The 16,717-nt window shown below is 65.7% G+C and carries 12 protein-coding genes; 8 read left to right on the plus strand and 4 right to left on the minus strand.

What is annotated here, in order from left to right; genetic code table 11:
• Nucleotides 1–364: 364 nt before the first annotated feature.
• The gene (locus CY652_RS02015) at nt 365–1,873 is read left to right on the plus strand and encodes an acetyl-CoA hydrolase/transferase family protein (RefSeq protein ID WP_102129032.1); all 1,509 of its coding nucleotides are present in this window, start codon (nt 365–367) and stop codon (nt 1,871–1,873) included.
• A 107-nt stretch (nt 1,874–1,980) separates the two neighbouring features.
• On the opposite strand, the gene CY652_RS02020 is transcribed toward CY652_RS02015, so the two are convergent.
• The gene (locus CY652_RS02020; RefSeq protein ID WP_102129033.1) at nt 1,981–2,232 is read right to left on the minus strand and encodes a GlsB/YeaQ/YmgE family stress response membrane protein; all 252 of its coding nucleotides are present in this window, start codon (nt 2,230–2,232) and stop codon (nt 1,981–1,983) included.
• Nucleotides 2,233–2,593: 361 nt separating this feature from the next.
• On the opposite strand from CY652_RS02020, the gene CY652_RS02025 reads away from it, so the two are divergent.
• From CY652_RS02025 to CY652_RS02050, 6 genes are all read left to right on the plus strand, one after another.
• Nucleotides 2,594–3,595, plus strand: a complete 1,002-nt coding sequence (locus CY652_RS02025) for a LysR family transcriptional regulator (RefSeq protein ID WP_102129321.1) — start codon at nt 2,594–2,596, stop codon at nt 3,593–3,595.
• A gap of 251 nt (nt 3,596–3,846) precedes the next feature.
• Entirely contained in the window at nt 3,847–7,005 is a 3,159-nt protein-coding gene (locus tag CY652_RS02030; protein WP_102129034.1) for an efflux RND transporter permease subunit, read from the plus strand.
• Nucleotides 7,006–7,040: 35 nt separating this feature from the next.
• Nucleotides 7,041–8,288 (plus strand): efflux RND transporter periplasmic adaptor subunit, encoded by a 1,248-nt coding sequence (locus CY652_RS02035; RefSeq protein ID WP_102129035.1) that lies wholly within the window; start codon nt 7,041–7,043, stop codon nt 8,286–8,288.
• A 23-nt stretch (nt 8,289–8,311) separates the two neighbouring features.
• A complete protein-coding gene (locus CY652_RS02040; protein WP_102129322.1) occupies nt 8,312–9,805 on the plus strand; it encodes an efflux transporter outer membrane subunit in 1,494 nt (497 codons plus the stop codon).
• A gap of 142 nt (nt 9,806–9,947) precedes the next feature.
• A complete protein-coding gene (locus CY652_RS02045; protein WP_102129323.1) occupies nt 9,948–10,634 on the plus strand; it encodes a heavy metal response regulator transcription factor in 687 nt (228 codons plus the stop codon).
• Entirely contained in the window at nt 10,631–12,079 is a 1,449-nt protein-coding gene (locus CY652_RS02050; RefSeq protein ID WP_102129036.1) for a heavy metal sensor histidine kinase, read from the plus strand. Before CY652_RS02045 ends, CY652_RS02050 begins: the two co-directional genes overlap by 4 nt.
• A gap of 45 nt (nt 12,080–12,124) precedes the next feature.
• On the opposite strand, the gene CY652_RS02055 is transcribed toward CY652_RS02050, so the two are convergent.
• The gene (locus CY652_RS02055; RefSeq protein ID WP_102129037.1) at nt 12,125–13,189 is read right to left on the minus strand and encodes an AI-2E family transporter; all 1,065 of its coding nucleotides are present in this window, start codon (nt 13,187–13,189) and stop codon (nt 12,125–12,127) included.
• A gap of 227 nt (nt 13,190–13,416) precedes the next feature.
• Complete coding sequence (locus CY652_RS02060) at nt 13,417–14,574, minus strand: metallophosphoesterase (RefSeq protein ID WP_102129038.1); 1,158 nt, start codon at nt 14,572–14,574, stop codon at nt 13,417–13,419.
• Between the two features lie 269 nt (nt 14,575–14,843).
• On the opposite strand from CY652_RS02060, the gene CY652_RS02065 reads away from it, so the two are divergent.
• Nucleotides 14,844–15,437, plus strand: coding sequence for an alpha-ketoglutarate-dependent dioxygenase AlkB family protein (locus tag CY652_RS02065; RefSeq protein WP_102129039.1), 594 nt, complete (start codon nt 14,844–14,846; stop codon nt 15,435–15,437).
• A 179-nt stretch (nt 15,438–15,616) separates the two neighbouring features.
• Here the strand turns inward: CY652_RS02065 and CY652_RS02070 are convergent, their stop codons facing one another.
• Complete coding sequence (locus CY652_RS02070) at nt 15,617–16,693, minus strand: ABC transporter ATP-binding protein (RefSeq protein ID WP_102129040.1); 1,077 nt, start codon at nt 16,691–16,693, stop codon at nt 15,617–15,619.
• Nucleotides 16,694–16,717 lie beyond the last annotated feature (24 nt).

Genomic DNA, 16,717 nt, shown 5'->3' on the forward strand with positions numbered 1-16,717 from the left:
CATCCCGAACAGGACCGTGAAACGACTCCACGCCGATGATAGTGCGGATCCCCGTGTGAAAGTAGGTAATCGTCAGGCTCCCCCCTCCTCACCAGACCCCGCCGGCCCTCATAAGACCGGCGGGGTTTCGTGTCTCCGGGTATCCAAAAAACCAGATACCCCAGCCCCGATAATTAGCGGGCACGGCGCTTAATGCTGGAATTTTTTTCGTGAGCCTGGATTCCGGTCATATATCTCGCATCTCCATTGCGCGGCATTCGTAATTCCCAAAATAAAATAGGCGATTTGAATATTGCCGTTGCCATTGAGTATTTCGCATTGCTATTCAAATGTGGATACCGGAAAGGCAATTGGGGGAGGCGGAATGTACGAAAACCGGATTCGTTGTGCGGCATTACACGAAAAAATAACATCGGCCAGACAGGCCGCGCTACTCGTGCGCGATGGCATGCGTGTCGGGACGAGTGGCTTCACCCGCGCGGGCGATACGAAGGCGGTACCGATCGAGTTGGCCCGGCGCGTGAGCGAAGAAAGGGAGTCGCTGCATATCACGTTGATGACGGGCGCGTCGCTCGGGCATGACACCGACCGTCTGTTGACCGAAGCCGGGATGCTCGAGCGGCGTTTGCCGTTTCAGGCCGATACGACGCTACGCCGCGCAATTAACAACGGCGAGGTGATGTTCATCGACCAGCATCTGTCCGAGACGGTCGAGATGCTGCGGGCAAACTTGCTGGGCAAGCTCGATCTTGCGATCATCGAAGCCGTTGCGATTACCGAAACCGGCGGTATCGTGCCGACCACGTCGGTCGGCAATTCAGCGAGCTTCGCCATTCTGGCCGACAAGGTCGTCGTCGAAATCAACCTGGCACAGCCGCTCGCTCTCGAAGGGCTTCACGACATCTGGATTCCGGGACGCAGGCCGCACCGAGATCCGCTGCCGATCACTAAGCCACAGGATCGGGTCGGCACGACCTTCATCGATATTCCTCCTGAGAAAATTGCCGCGATCGTCATTACGGATCAACCGGACAGCCCGTCGACGGTATCGCCTGCCGATGAGGAGACCGCCCTCATTGCAGGGCATCTGATCGAGTTCTTCCGTCACGAAGTCTCGCATGGCCGGATGCCGGCGCAATTGCCGCCTATGCAGGTCGGGATCGGCACGATTGCGAACGCCGTGCTCTCGGGTTTCGTGGCCTCGCCGTTCGAGGCGCTGACGATCTACTCCGAGGTGTTGCAGGATTCCACGTTCGATTTGCTCGACTCCGGCAAGGCGACATTCGCCTCCTGCGCCTCGATGACGCTTTCGGCGCATCGCCAGGAGCAGGTGCTGTCCGAGTTGGACCGTTATCGCGATCGTCTGGTGCTGCGTCCGCAGGAGGTCAGCAACCATCCCGAAGCGATTCGCCGGTTGGGGCTGATCGCACTGAATACGGCGCTTGAGTGTGATATCTACGGCAACGTCAATTCGACCCATGTCGGCGGCACACATATGATGAACGGAATCGGCGGTTCCGGCGATTTCGCGCGCAATGCGGCTTGCGCGATTTTCGCGACCAAATCGGTGGCGAAGGAGGGCCGGATTTCGAGCATCGTGCCGATGGTGCCGCACGTCGACCACAACGAGCATGACGTCGACGTGATCGTCACCGAGCAGGGGTTGGCAGACCTTCGCGGGCTCGCGCCGCGCGAGCGTGCCGTCCGGATCGTTGAGCATTGCTCGCACCCGCTGTATCGGGATCTGCTGCGCGATTATTATCGCGAGGCGTTGAGGAGAGGAGGGCAGACGCCGCACCTGCTGCAAGACGCGTTCGCCATGCATCTGCGTCTGAACGAAACGGGCACCATGCTGCCCGGGCGATGCGCATGAACGATGCCCAGGTAAACGACTAGAGGGGATTTTCGAGCCCGCAATTACGGGCGCATCAATAAAAAGGGAGTGCCGTTAACGGCACTCCCCTTTTTATTGATGAAACGCTATGCTCGCCGGAACAGGCGAATAATGAAAAGCAGAATAACCGCGCCGATAACCGCGACGATGATCGAGCCGATCCAGCTTCCGCCGATCGAGATGCCGACTAAATGCGCGAGCCAGCCGCCGATGAAGGCGCCGACGATGCCGACGATGATATCGACGATCAATCCGAAGCCGCCGCCCTTGACGAGCACGCCCGCAAGCCAGCCCGCGACGGCGCCGATAATGAGCCAGGCAATAATGCCATGTTCCATGTAGATACTCCCATTCAGGCACGAAAGCGTTCACGTTGAAATGCAGCCTGATTGACGATGGACGGGAGCGCTGTTCATTCGTCCCGCCCGCGACGTAAAAAAACATGATTCACGTAATCAGGCCGTATCAAGGTATCTGAAAACCAAAACGAAAGTCAACAGAAAATGCGCTCCACATTGAACGGTCTGCCTCGAGTAATTCGTATCGCTTACGGCCTGCGGGCGCGGGACTTCATTACGCAATGTTAACGGGCGCATGTAGCTGTCCGACTCGTCATGTACGGGTCAGCATGCAGCCACGGCCTCTGCTCCAGACTTGCGCCTGAGTTGCACGGTACCTGGATGCATGGAGGAGCACGAAATGGATACGCTGCGAAATATGCGCATCTTTGTCCGGGTGGTGGAGTCGGGCAGTTTTACTCGCGCGGCGGCGCATGAGGCATTGACTACCGCACAAGTGTCCCGCGCCATCACTGATCTGGAGTCGCGTCTGCGGGCACGGCTTTTGAACCGGACCACGAGGCGCATGTCGCTGACGGAGGCCGGCGAGCGTTATCTGCAAAGCTGTCGGCAGATTCTCGTCGATCTGGAGCAGGCCGAGGCGGAGGCCGCGGCTGCCCAGGCGAATCCCGCCGGCCGGCTGCGTGTCTACGGCGGCGCGAGTTTCGGGCAGCACTACGTGATGCCGCTGATTGCCCGTTATCAGCGGCATCTGCCCGAGGTGTCCGTCGACCTGACCGTCTCCCAGCAGATGCCGGACATCATCGAAGAGGGCTACGACGTAGCCGTGGTGGTGGCCGCCGAGCTGCAGGATTCCGCGCTGATCTCGCAGCACCTCGGCAGCATCCCGGCGATCCTGTGTGCCTCTCCCGATTATCTCGGCAGGCAGGGCACGCCGGCCACGTTCGACGAACTCGGCCACCACACTTGCCTTCATCTGACTGACACGGGGCTGCCGGCCGGTCAATGGATCGCGGAGATGGGAACGCGCGTCGAGATTTTCCGGCATGCCGGCGTCGCGTCGTTTCAGGTCAACAATCCCGACACGCTGGCCCTCGCGATTCGCGAGGGCATGGGCATTGGCCCGCTGCCGTTGCCGGTCGCGTTGCCGGGCCTGATGGACGGTACGCTCGTGCGCGTGCTGCCCGATCATCGGCTGCAGAAACTCAACGTCTACGCGCTTTACGCCTCGCGCCGCTATCTGGATGCAAAAATCCGGACGTTCGTCGATTTTCTGCGCGAGCGTGTGCCGTTGCTGCTCGCGGAGCACGAAGCCACGCTGGCATCCGTCGCCGGATTCGACGGAAAGGCCGCATCTGCCCGTGCCGCGCGCGAGCCGGAACGATTACGGCTCGTCAACTAGTGCGGGCTGTTCTTGCCCGGATCGGCATTCTTCCGAATCCCGAATCGCAGGACCAGTCTTAAAGCGCTTAATACAAATGCCGTGTCCGGTCAGTCATGGCAGGTGTGCGTCGACAGAAAATTCGTTTAGCTATCCTGTCAATAACGCCATATTGACGCCAGCAGCGTGTCATGGCCGTTTTTTATGATGCGGGACCCTGTATTCGATTAATCCCGGTTTTTCCCGTCCGAAGCCTTTCCTGAAGCAGCCCCATGTGGATTGTCGATCTCGCGCTGAAGCGGCCGTACACGTTCATCGTGATGGCCATCATGATCCTGCTCGCCACGCCATTCGTACTCGTGTCGATGGCGACCGACGTGCTGCCGTCCATCAACATCCCCGTCATCAGCATCATCTGGACCTATACAGGGCTTTCCGCGAGGGACACGGCAGACCGCATCACGTCGGTCAACGAGCGCGGCCTCACGACGACGGTGAGCAACATCGAGCACATCGAGTCGCAGTCGCTGCCGGGCATCGCCATCATCAAGCTGTTCCTGCAGCCGGGTGCGAGTTTGCAGACGGCCATCGCACAGACGGTCGCGTCCGAACAGGCTCAACTGCGCCAGATGCCGCCGGGCGCGACACCGCCGCTCGTCATCAGCTACTCGGCGTCGAGCATCCCCGTCATTCAGCTCGGGCTTTCGAGCAAGACGATGAGCGAGCAGGCGCTGGCCGACGTCGCGATGAACTTCCTGCGCCCGCAACTCGTCACGATTCCCGGCGCGCAAGTGCCGTACCCCTACGGCGGCAAGACCCGCGTGATCTCGGTCGATCTCGACGTGCCCGCACTGATCGCGAAGGGACTGACGCCGACCGACATCGTCGACGCGGTCAACGCGCAGAACCTGATTTTGCCGACCGGTACGGCCAAGCTCGGCCAGACCGAATACCGGATCGACACCAACGCATCGCCGGAGACGATCGATGAGCTGAACCACATTCCGGTGCAGACCATCAGCGGCGCGACGACCTATCTCGGCGAGGTGGCGCACGTGCGCGACGGCTACTCGCCGCAGACCAACATCGTGCGCCAGGACGGCCAGCGCGGCGTACTCATGTCGGTCCTGAAGAGCGGCGACGCGTCGACGCTCGAGGTGGTCGGCACGTTGAAGGCGCTGTTGCCGAGGGTGCGCGATACGCTGCCGCCCGAGCTGAACATCACGCCGCTCTTCGACCAGTCGATCTTCGTGCGTGCCGCCGTGCAGGGCGTCGTGCGCGAGGCCGTAATCGCCGCCGCGTTGACGGCGATGATGATCCTGCTGTTCCTCGGCAACTGGCGCAGCACGCTCATCATCGCGGTCTCGATTCCGTTGTCGATCCTGTCGTCGCTGATCGCGCTCGACGCGCTCGGCGAGACGATCAACATCATGACACTCGGCGGTCTCGCGCTCGCGGTCGGCATTCTCGTCGACGATGCGACCGTGACGATCGAGAACATCGAGCGGCACCTGCATCTGGGCGCGGCCCTGCACGACGGCATCCTGGAGGGGGCCGGCGAAATCGCGGTGCCGGCGCTCGTGTCGACGATGTGCATCTGCGTCGTGTTCGTGCCGATGTTCTTTCTGACGGGGGTGGCGCGTTATCTGTTCGTCCCGCTTGCCGAGGCCGTCGTGTTCGCGATGATCGCCTCCTACATCCTGTCGCGTACGCTGGTGCCGACCCTTGCGATGCTGCTGCTTTCGCATGCCGGTCCCCGCACGACTGAGGACGGCAAGCCCAAGTCGGCGTTCGCACGCGTGCATCAGCGCTTCAATCGTGCGTTCGAACGCCTGCGCACCGTCTATGTTTCGCTGCTCGGTTCGCTGCTCGAGAACCGGCGGCTTTTTATCAGCGCGTTTCTCGGCTTTTGTTTGCTATCGCTTGGGCTTGTCTTCGTACTGGGTCGGGATTTCTTTCCGTCCGTCGACGCCGGCGATATCCGTTTACACATGCGCGCACCGACTGGCTACCGGATCGAGGAAACGGCAAGGCTTGCCGACGAGGTGGAGCAGCAGATTCGTCAGATCATTCCGCCGGATCAGCTCGAAACGATCGTCGACAACCTGGGGTTGCCGTACAGCGGCATCAACCTCTCCTATAGCAATGCGGGGACGATCGGCACGCTCGACGGCGAAATCCAGATTGCGCTCGATCCCGATCACGCGCCTTCGCAGCGGTACGTCGACCGGATGCGGCAGGTACTACCGCAACGCTTTCCTGGCATCGAGTTCTTCTTCCAGCCGGCGGACATCATCACGCAGATCCTGAACTTCGGACAGCCGGCCGCCATCGACGTGCAGGTGGTCGGCACCAATCTCGCTCAGGACATGACGCTGGCGCGCGGCGTGCTTGCCCGGGTCCGCCAGTTGCCGGGCGCCGTCGACGCCCACATCGAGCAGCGCAACGACGAGCCCGCTCTCAGGGTGGCGATGGATCGCACGCGCATGCAACAGTTGAATCTGAGCGCGCAGCAGGTCACGCAGGACGTGCTGATCTCGCTGTCGGGCAGCACACAAACCTCGCCGGCGTTCTGGGTGAGTCCGCAGAACGGCGTCGAGTATCCGCTGGCCGTGCAGACGCCGCAGTACGACGTCGATACGGTCAACGCCGTGATGAACACGCCGGTGTCGGCGCACGAGGACGGGGCGATCCAGCTCGTCGGCAATCTGGCCCGGCTGCAGCCGCACGACGGTCCGGCCATCGTCACGCACTACAACATTCGTCCCGTCGTCGACGTGCTCGTGAGCGTCGAGGGCAGTGATCTGGGCTCGGTCGGTTCGGGCATCGATCGCATCGTCGCGCGCGAAGAAGCCCGTGCGCCGCGCGGCACGACCATCACGATGCGCGGCCAGATCGGCACCATGCGCTCGTCGTTCATCGGCCTCGGCGTCGGGATCGCGATGGCGATCGTGCTGGTCTACCTGCTCATCGTCGTGAATTTCCAGTCGTGGGCCGATCCGCTCATCATCATCAGCGCGTTGCCGGCGGCGCTCGCCGGCATTATGTGGATGCTGTTCATCACGGGCACGCATTTGAGCGTGCCCGCGCTGACCGGCGCCATCATGACCGTCGGGGTCGCGACCGCGAACAGCATTCTCGTCGTGGCATTCGCGCGGCAGCAGCTTGCCGCGGGCGCGTCGCCGGTGAAGGCGGCGCTCGAGGCCGGCGCGACCCGCGTGCGGCCGGTGCTGATGACGGCGTTCGCGATGATGATCGGCATGATCCCGATGGCGCTCGGGCTGGGCGAGGGCGCGGAGCAGAACGCGCCGCTCGGCCGCGCCGTCATCGGCGGCCTGCTTTTTGCGACCGTGTCGACGTTGCTGTTCGTGCCGCTGATGTTCGCCAGCGTGCACACCCGGCTCGCGCGACGCGAAGCGGGCGGGCATTGAACCCGGAATCCCGTCCGGACTTTCTGGTTGAAGACATGAACGATCCACACCATTCTTCTCTCGACGTCGCCGGGCGCGAGCGCGGGCCTGAACAGCCGCCGCCGCGCAAGCGGACCGGACGGCGCGCACGCATCGCCGTGCTCGTGGTCGCGCTGCTGCTCGCCATCGGCGCGGCGCGCACGATCCTCTCCGACCTCGTCAACGACCATCGTCTCGCCGACGTGACGAGACAGAACGCGCAGCAGTACGTGAACGTCGTGCATCCTCATCCGACGGGCGTCAACGGCCGGCTCGTGCTGCCGGGCACATTGCGCGGCTACGTCGAGTCGCCGATCTACGCGCGCGCCGACGGCTACGTGCAGCATTGGTACGTGGATATCGGCGCGCACGTGCAGCAGGGCCAGTTGCTGGCCCTGCTCGACACGCCGGAAATAGACCAGTCGCTTCAGCAGGCGCAGGCTCAGCAACAGCAGGCGGCCGCGTCGCTCGCGCTCGCGAAGACGTCGTTCAATCGCGCACAGCAATTGATCAGGCGCGATGCCGTTTCGCAGCAGGAACTCGACGATCGCACGGGCGCCTACAACCAGGACGTCGCCAACCTGGCCGCCGCCGCCGCGAACGTGCGCCGGCTGACCGAGCTGAAATCGTTCCAGCGCATCGTCGCGCCGATCGCCGGCGTCATCACGCAGCGCAACGTCGACGTCGGCGATCTCGTCAATGCCGGCAACGGCGGCACGGGCCGGGCGCTCTTCGTGCTCGCGCAGGCCGATCCGTTGCGCCTGTACGTTCAGGTACCCCAGGCCTACGCCCAGCAGGTAGCGGTCGGCCAGCACGTCAGCGTGACCCAGGCCGAGTTGCCCGGCACGGCGTTCGACGGCACCGTAACGCGGACCTCGCAGGCGATCGACGTGCCGACCCGGTCGCTGCAGATCGAGATCATCCTGCCCAATCACGACGACAGGCTGATGCCCGGCGCTTACGTGCAGGCCGCGTTGCAGACCGATTCCGCCGGCACGCTGACGGTGCCCGGCAACACGCTGCTGTTCCGTGCCCAGGGGCCGCAGGTCGCCGTGGTCGGCAACGACGGGCGGGTCCATCTGAAATCCGTGCAGATCGTGCGCGACCTCGGGCAGTCGCTCGAGATCGACCAGGGCATTTCGTCTTCCGATCGCGTCGTCCTCAACCCGGGTGATTCGATTTCGGACGGCGACCCCGTGGTGGTCGTGCCGGCTGCGGGCGGCAATCACGTCGCGGCGGGCGCGCAGAAGGGGAATCCGGCGTGAACGCGCCGCGCGGCGTCAAAGCGATGATGGCGGGCACGGTCGTGTGCCTGTCGGCCTGCACGGTCGGGCCCGACTACAAGCCGCCGCAGACGCAAAGTCCCGCCGCATGGCGTATCGAGCCGTCCGATTCGTTCTGGAAAACGGCCCAGCCGTCGCACGCGGCGCTCAATCCGCAGTGGTGGACCGTGTTCGGCATCGCGGAACTCGACGATCTCGAGGCCGAGGCGCTCGCCCGCAACGAGACGCTGCGCATGGCTGTGGCGCATTACGACGAGGCGCGCGCGACGCTTGCCTCCGTCTCATCGCAACAGTCGCCGCAAGTGACGCTCGATGCCCAGGCCGCTCGCGCGCGCGTGTCCGCGAACCGGCCGCTGCTCAGCTATACGACGCCGAACATGTCGACGGTGCAGTCCGACCTGGCGATCGGTCCGACCGTCAGCTACGAACTCGACCTGTTCGGGCGCATCCGGCGGAGGGTCGAGTCGGCGAAGGCCTCGGAGCAGCAGGCCGGCGACGATCTCGCGAACGCGCGCCTCGTGCTGAGCGCCGAACTCGCCACCGACTATTTCGCGTTGCGCGAGCTGGACGACGAAATCGATGTCGTTGACCGCTCGGTAGGCCTGCAGCAGAAGGCGCTCGATTTCGTCGACGCGCAGCACGAGCTCGGCGCGGTGTCGGGCCTGAACGTCATGCAGCAAAAGGCGCAGCTCGATGCGACGCGCACGCAGGTCCAACTGCTCGCGAATCAGCGCGCGCAGTACGAGCATGCCGTCGCGGTGCTGCTAGGCCGCAGCGCGCCCGAGTTCGCGCTGGCGCCGAAGGTCGGCCCGCTGCCGGTTCCGGCGCTGCCGCCCGGCGTGCCGAGCGAGCTGCTCGAGCGGCGCCCCGACGTCGCCTCGGCCGAGCGGGCCATGGCGGCGGCCAATGCCCAGATCGGCGTGGCGCGCGCCGCGTACTTTCCCGACGTGACGCTGTCGCCGGACATCGGCTGGGAGTCGACGCGTTTCGGCACGCTGTTCTCAGTGCCGAGTCTCGTCTGGTCGCTCGGCTCTTCGGCGAGCGAAGTGCTGTTCGACGGCGGACGGCGCGCCGCCGGCGTCGCCTACGCGAAGGCGGCCTATCAGTCCGCCGGGGCGAATTACCGGCAAACCGTGCTGACTGCGTTCCAGGAGGTGCAAAATGCGGTGACGGGGCTCTCGGTGCTCGATCACGCTTCGGCTGACGCTAGCCAGGCCGTCGACGACGCGCAGCGGCTGTTCGATCTCGCGAACGCGCGCTACCAGGGCGGACTCGTGGCCTTTCTCGACGTCATCAGCGCCGAGCAGCAGTTGCTGACCAGCGAGCGTCAGGCCGTACAGATCAGCGGACAGCAGGCAGCCACCGTGGTATATCTGGCGAAGGCGCTGGGAGGAGGCTGGAGCGCGGCGGATCAGGCCGCCGCGCTCGCCGCTCCGCGAGATGAAGGAAAAGTGAAAGGCGCCGTGCCGCAGACGGCTACCGCCGGCGGCAGCGGTTGAGCCGGCCCGCCGTCCGCGGGCGATCCCGCCCGGCGTGCGGAATGGACGGGCCGGACCTGGATGTACTGACGATGAATCGCACGCACAAAGGGCCGCGATGGCACGGGCGCCGGCGCACGAGCGCAAGGACAAGGAGCGGGGCATGAAGGTATTGGTAATCGAAGACGAGCGCAAGGTCGTGGACTATCTGCACAGCGGCCTGACGGAGCAGGGCTGGATCGTCGACGTCGCGATGGACGGCGAGGAGGGCGCCTGGATGGCGACCGAATACGACTTCGACGTGATCGTGCTGGACGTCATGCTGCCGAAGCTCGACGGCTTCGGCGTGCTGCGTGCTGTGCGCGCGCGCAAGGACACGCCGGTCATCATGCTGACCGCGCGCGACCGCGTGGACGATCGCGTGCACGGCCTGCGCGACGGGGCCGACGACTATCTGACCAAGCCGTTCTCGTTTCTCGAACTCGTCGAGCGGCTGCGCGCGCTGACGCGTCGCGCGCGGGCCCAGGAATCGACGCTGATCTTGGTCGGCGATCTCCAGGTAGACCTGATCGGTCGCCGTGCCGTGCGCGACGGCGTGCGTCTCGACCTCACCGCCAAGGAATTCCAGTTGCTGTCCGTGCTCGCGCGCCGACGCGGCGAGATTCTTTCGAAGACGCTGATTACGGAGCTCGTCTGGGACGTGAACTTCGAGAGCAACGCGAACGTCGTCGAAACGGCGATCAAGCGGCTGCGCGCCAAGCTCGACGGTCCGCACGCGGCGAAGCTGCTGCATACGATTCGCGGTATGGGCTACGTGCTCGAGGTGCGCGAGGACGGGAGCGCGGCGTGAAGCATTCCATTTCGCTGCGGCTATGCGCGATGTTCGCGGCGGTGTCGCTCGTCGTGTTCACGCTGACGGGCGTCGGGCTTTTCGTTCTCATCAAGCGGCAATTGTTCGACGAGCTGCGCGAGGCGCTCAGCACGCGCGCGCGCATCGCGAGCCTCATCGTCTATCACGCGCCGAACGTCGAGAAATGGGGCTCCGTCGAGGAAAAGCTCGCGGACCTCTCGCCGGCCGATAGCCGGATGCACTACTTCGTCGACGGTCCCGACCCGCGCTTTCGCTTCGGCAAGCCGATCACGGGGGAAGTGATCGGCAAGCTCGGCCGGGACTACTTGCTCGTGCATCCGCCCGGCAACGGTTACGACGTCATCACGACCGCCTACGTCGTGCCCGCGAACGGCGATCGCCCCAGCGTGCGGCTTGTCGTGAGCAGCGACTGCGAGCGCACGGAACAGATGCTGCGCAGCTTCGGCATCGCGCTCGGCGTGCTGATCGCCGCGTCCACGGTGGCCGTCGCGCTGCTGAGCCGCGCCGTGACGCGCTTCGGGCTCGAGCCGCTGACGCGGCTTTCGCGCGAGGCGTCCCAGCTCAGTCCGTCGAACCGGCGCCAGCGCCTGCACGCCGATGCCCTGCCCGAAGAGCTGCACGAGCTGGCCACTTCGTTCAACGGCGCGCTCGAACGGCTCGACCGGGCCTACGAACGGCTCGAGTCGTTCAATGCCGACGTCGCGCACGAGTTGCGCACGCCGGTCAGCATCCTGATCGGCCAGACCCAGGTGGCGCTGACGCGCGACCGTTCGGTGCTGCAGTTGCGGCAGACGCTGCAATCGAATCTGGAGGAGTTCGAACGGTTGCGCGTGATCGTCAACGACATGCTGTTCCTCTCGCGCAGCGACCGCGGCGAACAGGCAACCGATCTGACCGAGGTGTCGCTGCGCGCCGAGGTGCTGCGCATGCTCGAATTCCTCGACATGCCGCTCGAAGAAGCGCAGCTCAGCGTGACGGTGCAGGGCGAGGCCGGCGCGTCGGTCAACACGTCGCTGTTCGGCCGGGCGATGAGCAATCTGCTCGTCAACGCCATCCAGCATTCGCGGCCGGGCACGATGCTGCGCGTGGAGATCGTGCCGCAGCGCGGGCTCGTCGAGATCGCGGTGTCGAACGCGGGCGAGCCGATCGATCCAGTGGCGTGCGAACATATTTTCGATCGCTTCTACCGGCTCCAGGAGGCGCGCTCGAACAGTCACGAGAATCACGGGCTCGGGTTGTCGATCGTCAAGGCCGTGGCGGAGATGCACGGCGGCACGGTTTTTGTGCGCAGCACCGGCGGCGTCAATACGTTCGGGTTCTCGGTGGCCGTCGACAGCGGCGATGGCGACGGTTCGCAGCGCATGGCGCCGGTCGGCTCGCCGCGTCCGGGCCGCACTGCGCTGCCGGTTCACGTCTCGTCGTAAATTCCCTCTAGCCGCCCGCGTTCCGGGGCGGACCGGCCAGGCGTTTCATTCGTCCTCGCCGTCGCGCTGATCGCGCCGCAGCAGGTCCCAGCAACTGATGAAGAGGGCCGCGACCAGCGGGCCGATCACGAAGCCGTTCAGGCCCATGAGCGACATGCCGCCGAGCGTCGAGATCAGCACGACCCAGTCGGGCAGCCGTGTGTCCTTGCCGACGAGGAGCGGGCGCAGCACGTTGTCGATCGAGCCGATCACGAGCGCGCCGAACGCGAGCAGGCCGATGCCTTTCGCGAGCGCGCCGGTCGCGATGAAGTAGAGGGCGACCGGCCCCCAGACGAGGGCCGTGCCGACGGCCGGCAGCAGCGACAGGAATGCCATCGCGACGCCCCAGAGCAGCGCGCCCTGAATGCCGAGTACCCAGAGCGCGCCGCCGCCGAGCGCGCCCTGCACCAGCGCGACCACGACGTTGCCCTTGACGGTGGCCCGGATGACCGTTGTGAACTTGCGGGTCAGATGGAGCTTGTGCGCTTCGTCGAGCGGGATCGCGTCGCGCACGAGCCGCGAAATCTCGCGGCCGTCGCGCACGAGAAAGAAGAACAGGTAGAGCATGACGCCGAAGCTGACGACGAACTGGATCGTGTTCTGGCCGAGATTGAGCGCCTGGGTCGCGAGGAACTGGCTGATCTGCGCCGCGCCGGCGCTCAGTCGCTGCTGCAGGCCGGACAGGTTCATCAGGTCGTAGCGGGCCAGCACGTTCTGCAGCGAATCGGGTAGCGCATGCACGATCCGGCTGAAGTAGCCGCCCATGTCGAGTTCGCCTGAGCGGATCTGCGCATAGGCCGCGGCGACCTGCTGGACGAGCGTGCCGGCCACGAGCATGAGCGGCACGATGACGATCACGACGCACAGCAGCAGCGTGACGAGCGCGGCGAGGTTGCGGCGGTGCCTGAGGCGCACGAGCAGCCAGCGGTGCACGGGCTGGAAGAGCAGCGCCAGGATCGCGCCCCAGAGGACGGTGCTGAAGAACGGCGCAATGACGAAGCAGAGCGCGACGGAAACCGCGAGAAGCAGCAGGTAGAACGAGGCCTGATGAAGATTCTTGTTGCCGTCCATGGGCGAGGGCGTGAGAGGCCGTCCGGGGACGCCCGGACCGACGGCGCGGTTCGTGCTCGGGGCGGCGCGCGGCTTCCATGATAACGGCATGACGGCGCGGCCCCGGTTTCGGGTGCTCACGGGGCGCCCCAGGCTCGCAAATACTTCGTGCGCGGGGACCACGTCTTCGCATGCTTTGCGCATGCGGCAGGCAGGGCCTCCCTTGCGGGGCCGGCGGGAAAGCGGCGCTAAGGCGCCCTGACGAGCCGTAGCTGCGTGATTTCCGACGGCGCGCCGAGACGCTTGGGCGGCCCCCAGTAGCCGGTGCCGCGGCTCGTATAGACCCAGAGCTTGCCGAGCTGCGCGAGCCCTGCCGTGAACGGCTGCTGGAAGCGCACGACGAGGTTCCACGGAAAGAACTGTCCGCCGTGCGTGTGTCCCGAGAGCTGCAGCGTGAAGCCCGCGGCGGCGGCGGCGGGTGCCGAGCGGGGCTGGTGCGCGAGCAGGATGCGCGTCGGTACGTCGACGGGCGCGCCGGCCAGCGCGGCGGCGGGGTCGCTGCGATGGGCCGGGTCGAACTGCTCGGCCGAATAGTCGGTCACGCCGGCGAGCACGAGCTTCGCGCCTTCGTGCTCGACGACGACGTGTTCGTTCACGAGCACGCCGAGGCCGATGCGCCGGAATTCCTCGATCCACGCGTGCGCGCCCGAGTAATACTCGTGATTGCCTGTCACGAGCCAGGCGCCGTGTCGCGCCCGCAGGCCGCCGAGCGGTAGCGTATGGTCGGCGAGCCGCGCGACGCTGCCGTCCACCACGTCGCCGGTGACGGCCACGAGGTCCGGTTCGAGCTGGTTGACCGCGCGCACGATCGCATCCACATAGCCGCGCTTGATGGTCGGCCCCACGTGAATGTCGCTGATCTGGACGATGGTGAAGCCGTCGAGTCCCGCCGGCAGGTTGCTCAGCGGCACGTCCACGGTGACGACGCGGGCGCGCCGGCGTGCGTTGACGAAGCCGACCGCAGTCGTGAGGAACGCGAGCGCGGGCACGGCAGCGGCGCTGCCGGTGCGCCAGAGCGCGAGGTCGAGCGTGTGCGGCCAGATCGCGTCGACGGTCATCAGCGAGGCGAGCACGATGTCGCGCGCGACCGTCAGCATGAGCAGCGACGAGAAGAATCCCATGGCGATGAGGCCGGTCCAGGCGAGCTGGTCGCCGAGCGGCTGGCGTTCGATCCTGCGCGCGAGCATGCCTGGCGGAATCAGCAGACACGACAGCACGAGCCAGAGCCCCGCGAGCCATTTGCCGGCCACGGCGACGGGCAGATCGGGGATCAGCCGGAAGCCGACATAGAGGTGCAGCAGGACGCCGATGCTGATGAAACGAACCAGAAACGAGAGGCGGGGCATGACGGACGATGGGATAGGGAGCGGGGCGCCGCGTGGCGCGGCATGCGAGCGATCGCCGGGTACGAGGCCTGCGCTGCATTCTACCGGCAGCGGACTTTGTGCGCTGAAGCCTCGCGGGTGCGGGGCGGCTCGGTTGTCGGGGCGCGCGAAGGCGTACGTCCCGGGCCATTTCTGCCGCGGCGGCTGCCCGCTTCGAGGCGCGCATTGAATCGCCGGCGCTGGCCGGCTATGCTCGAACCGCACTCCGTTTCCGTTCGCCTGCCACGTCCATGTTCGATCTCTTCGACGACACGCCCGAACCCGATCTGCTGTGGGAGCCTGCCTGGCTCGATTCCGGGGCGGCCGCACAGGCGCTCGCGCGGATTCTCGCGGAAGTGGACTGGCGGCAGGACGAGATCAACACGCCCGCGGGCCGGATTCCGCTGCCGCGTCTCACGGCGTGGCAGGGCGAGCCCGATGCGGTCTATGTCTACTCGGGCATCCGCAACGTGCCCGCGCCCTGGTCGCCGGCCGTGGCCGCGCTGCGCGACGCCGTGTCCGATGTCGGCGGCGTGCGGTTCAACAGCGTGCTGCTGAACCGCTATCGCAACGGGACCGACAGCATGGGCTGGCATACCGACGACGAGCCGGAACTGGGGCCCGAGCCGGTCATCGCGTCGGTGAGTCTCGGCGCCGCTCGCCGCTTCGACCTGCGCCACAACGCGACGGGCGTGACGCGTTCGTTTCTGCTGGGCAGCGGCAGCTTACTGGTGATGCGCGGGCAAACGCAGGCGCAATGGCGGCATCGCGTGCCGAAGGAGCCTGCCGTCCGGGGCGAGCGCGTGAATCTGACGTTTCGGGTCATCGAGGGTGCGCGACGTTAATTGGCTCGCATTGCTGGATTTTTTTGCCCTGTTTGGAAGGTCTTCGGTATTTTAGGAAATTAAAAATTTATGCGCATAAACAAAATTCAGATATAGCGCAGATCGCGTCGTATGACGGGAACGGAGGGCGGCGTATCTTGAGCGGCGTTTTTATGTAATTAACGGAAGATGTGTTCCGTTTAACGGGCGTAGACGCTGACTTCTCCCCCGACGACGAGACGCACGCGTTCGCCCGCACGCGGCGTCCGATAACCGGGAACGCGGGCGCGCACCGTGAGGTCGGGTGCCGAAGCCAGTTGCAGCATGACCGCGGCATCCTGACCGTGGAACGTCACGTCCTGCACGAGCGCCTCGAGCGGCTGGGCCGCGCCGGCTTGTGCCGCGAAGCGCGAATCACCAGGCGTCAGCAACTCGATCTGCTCGGGGCGGATCATCACGTCGACGTCGCCTTGCATCGCGGCCGAGGTCGGGTCCACGAGCGGTAACGCGCCGAGCGCGCAATGCGCCTGCATGCCGACGATCGTGCCCGGCAGCACGACGGCCTCGCCGATGAACGACGCCAGCTCGCGCGATACAGGACGCTGGTAGAGCGCCTGCGGCGTCGCCGTCTGCAGCAGACGGCCGCGCCAGAGCACGGCCACTTCGTGGCCGAGCGAGAGCGCTTCGGCCTGGTCGTGCGTTACGAGCACCGCCGTCGCGCCCGCGGCGGACAGCGCATGGGCCACGGCTTCGCGCGTTTCGAGGCGCAGGGCCGCATCGAGCGACGAGAACGGCTCGTCGAGCATCACGAGGCTCGGCGACGGAGCCAGCGCGCGGGCCAGCGCGACGCGCTGCTGCTGGCCGCCCGAGAGCTGCTGGGGCGCCCGTTCGCCGTAGGACGCGGGTAGACCGACGAGTTCGAGCAGTTCGGCTACGCGATGGCGCGCGCGACGTTGCGCGAGCGGCAGGCCGAACGCGATGTTGTCGGCGACGGAGAGATGCGGAAACAGCGCGCCCTCCTGCGGCACGTAGCCGATGCGGCGCTGCTCGGACGGCAGATGCAGGCCGTCGCCGGCCACGCGGCGGCCGTCGACCTCGACGCTGCCCGCGTCCGCGCGCTCGAAGCCGCACAACACGCGCAGCAGCGTGGTCTTGCCGCTGCCGGAGGGCCCTAGCAGCGCGAGCAGCGTGCCGGGCTTCACGGCGAGGTCGATGCCGTGCAGGACCGGATGGCCGTCGAACGCCTTGTAGAGGCCGGAAATGCGAAGTTCACTCATGAGGGGACCGGAGAAAAGCGCAGT

Source organism: Burkholderia sp. WAC0059 (assembly GCF_002870125.1).
Classification (GTDB): Bacteria; Pseudomonadota; Gammaproteobacteria; order Burkholderiales; family Burkholderiaceae; genus Paraburkholderia.

Coding starts and splice junctions, on each gene's coding strand:
- CY652_RS02060 (WP_102129038.1), bottom strand. CDS start 14,574: ATGCCCCGCCTCTCGTTTCTGGTTCGTTTCATCAGCATCGGCGTCCTG.
- CY652_RS02040 (WP_102129322.1), top strand. CDS start 8,312: ATGATGGCGGGCACGGTCGTGTGCCTGTCGGCCTGCACGGTCGGGCCC.
- CY652_RS02025 (WP_102129321.1), top strand. CDS start 2,594: ATGGATACGCTGCGAAATATGCGCATCTTTGTCCGGGTGGTGGAGTCG.
- CY652_RS02065 (WP_102129039.1), top strand. CDS start 14,844: ATGTTCGATCTCTTCGACGACACGCCCGAACCCGATCTGCTGTGGGAG.
- CY652_RS02015 (WP_102129032.1), top strand. CDS start 365: ATGTACGAAAACCGGATTCGTTGTGCGGCATTACACGAAAAAATAACA.
- CY652_RS02035 (WP_102129035.1), top strand. CDS start 7,041: ATGAACGATCCACACCATTCTTCTCTCGACGTCGCCGGGCGCGAGCGC.
- CY652_RS02020 (WP_102129033.1), bottom strand. CDS start 2,232: ATGGAACATGGCATTATTGCCTGGCTCATTATCGGCGCCGTCGCGGGC.
- CY652_RS02070 (WP_102129040.1), bottom strand. CDS start 16,693: ATGAGTGAACTTCGCATTTCCGGCCTCTACAAGGCGTTCGACGGCCAT.
- CY652_RS02055 (WP_102129037.1), bottom strand. CDS start 13,189: ATGGACGGCAACAAGAATCTTCATCAGGCCTCGTTCTACCTGCTGCTT.
- CY652_RS02030 (WP_102129034.1), top strand. CDS start 3,847: ATGTGGATTGTCGATCTCGCGCTGAAGCGGCCGTACACGTTCATCGTG.
- CY652_RS02045 (WP_102129323.1), top strand. CDS start 9,948: ATGAAGGTATTGGTAATCGAAGACGAGCGCAAGGTCGTGGACTATCTG.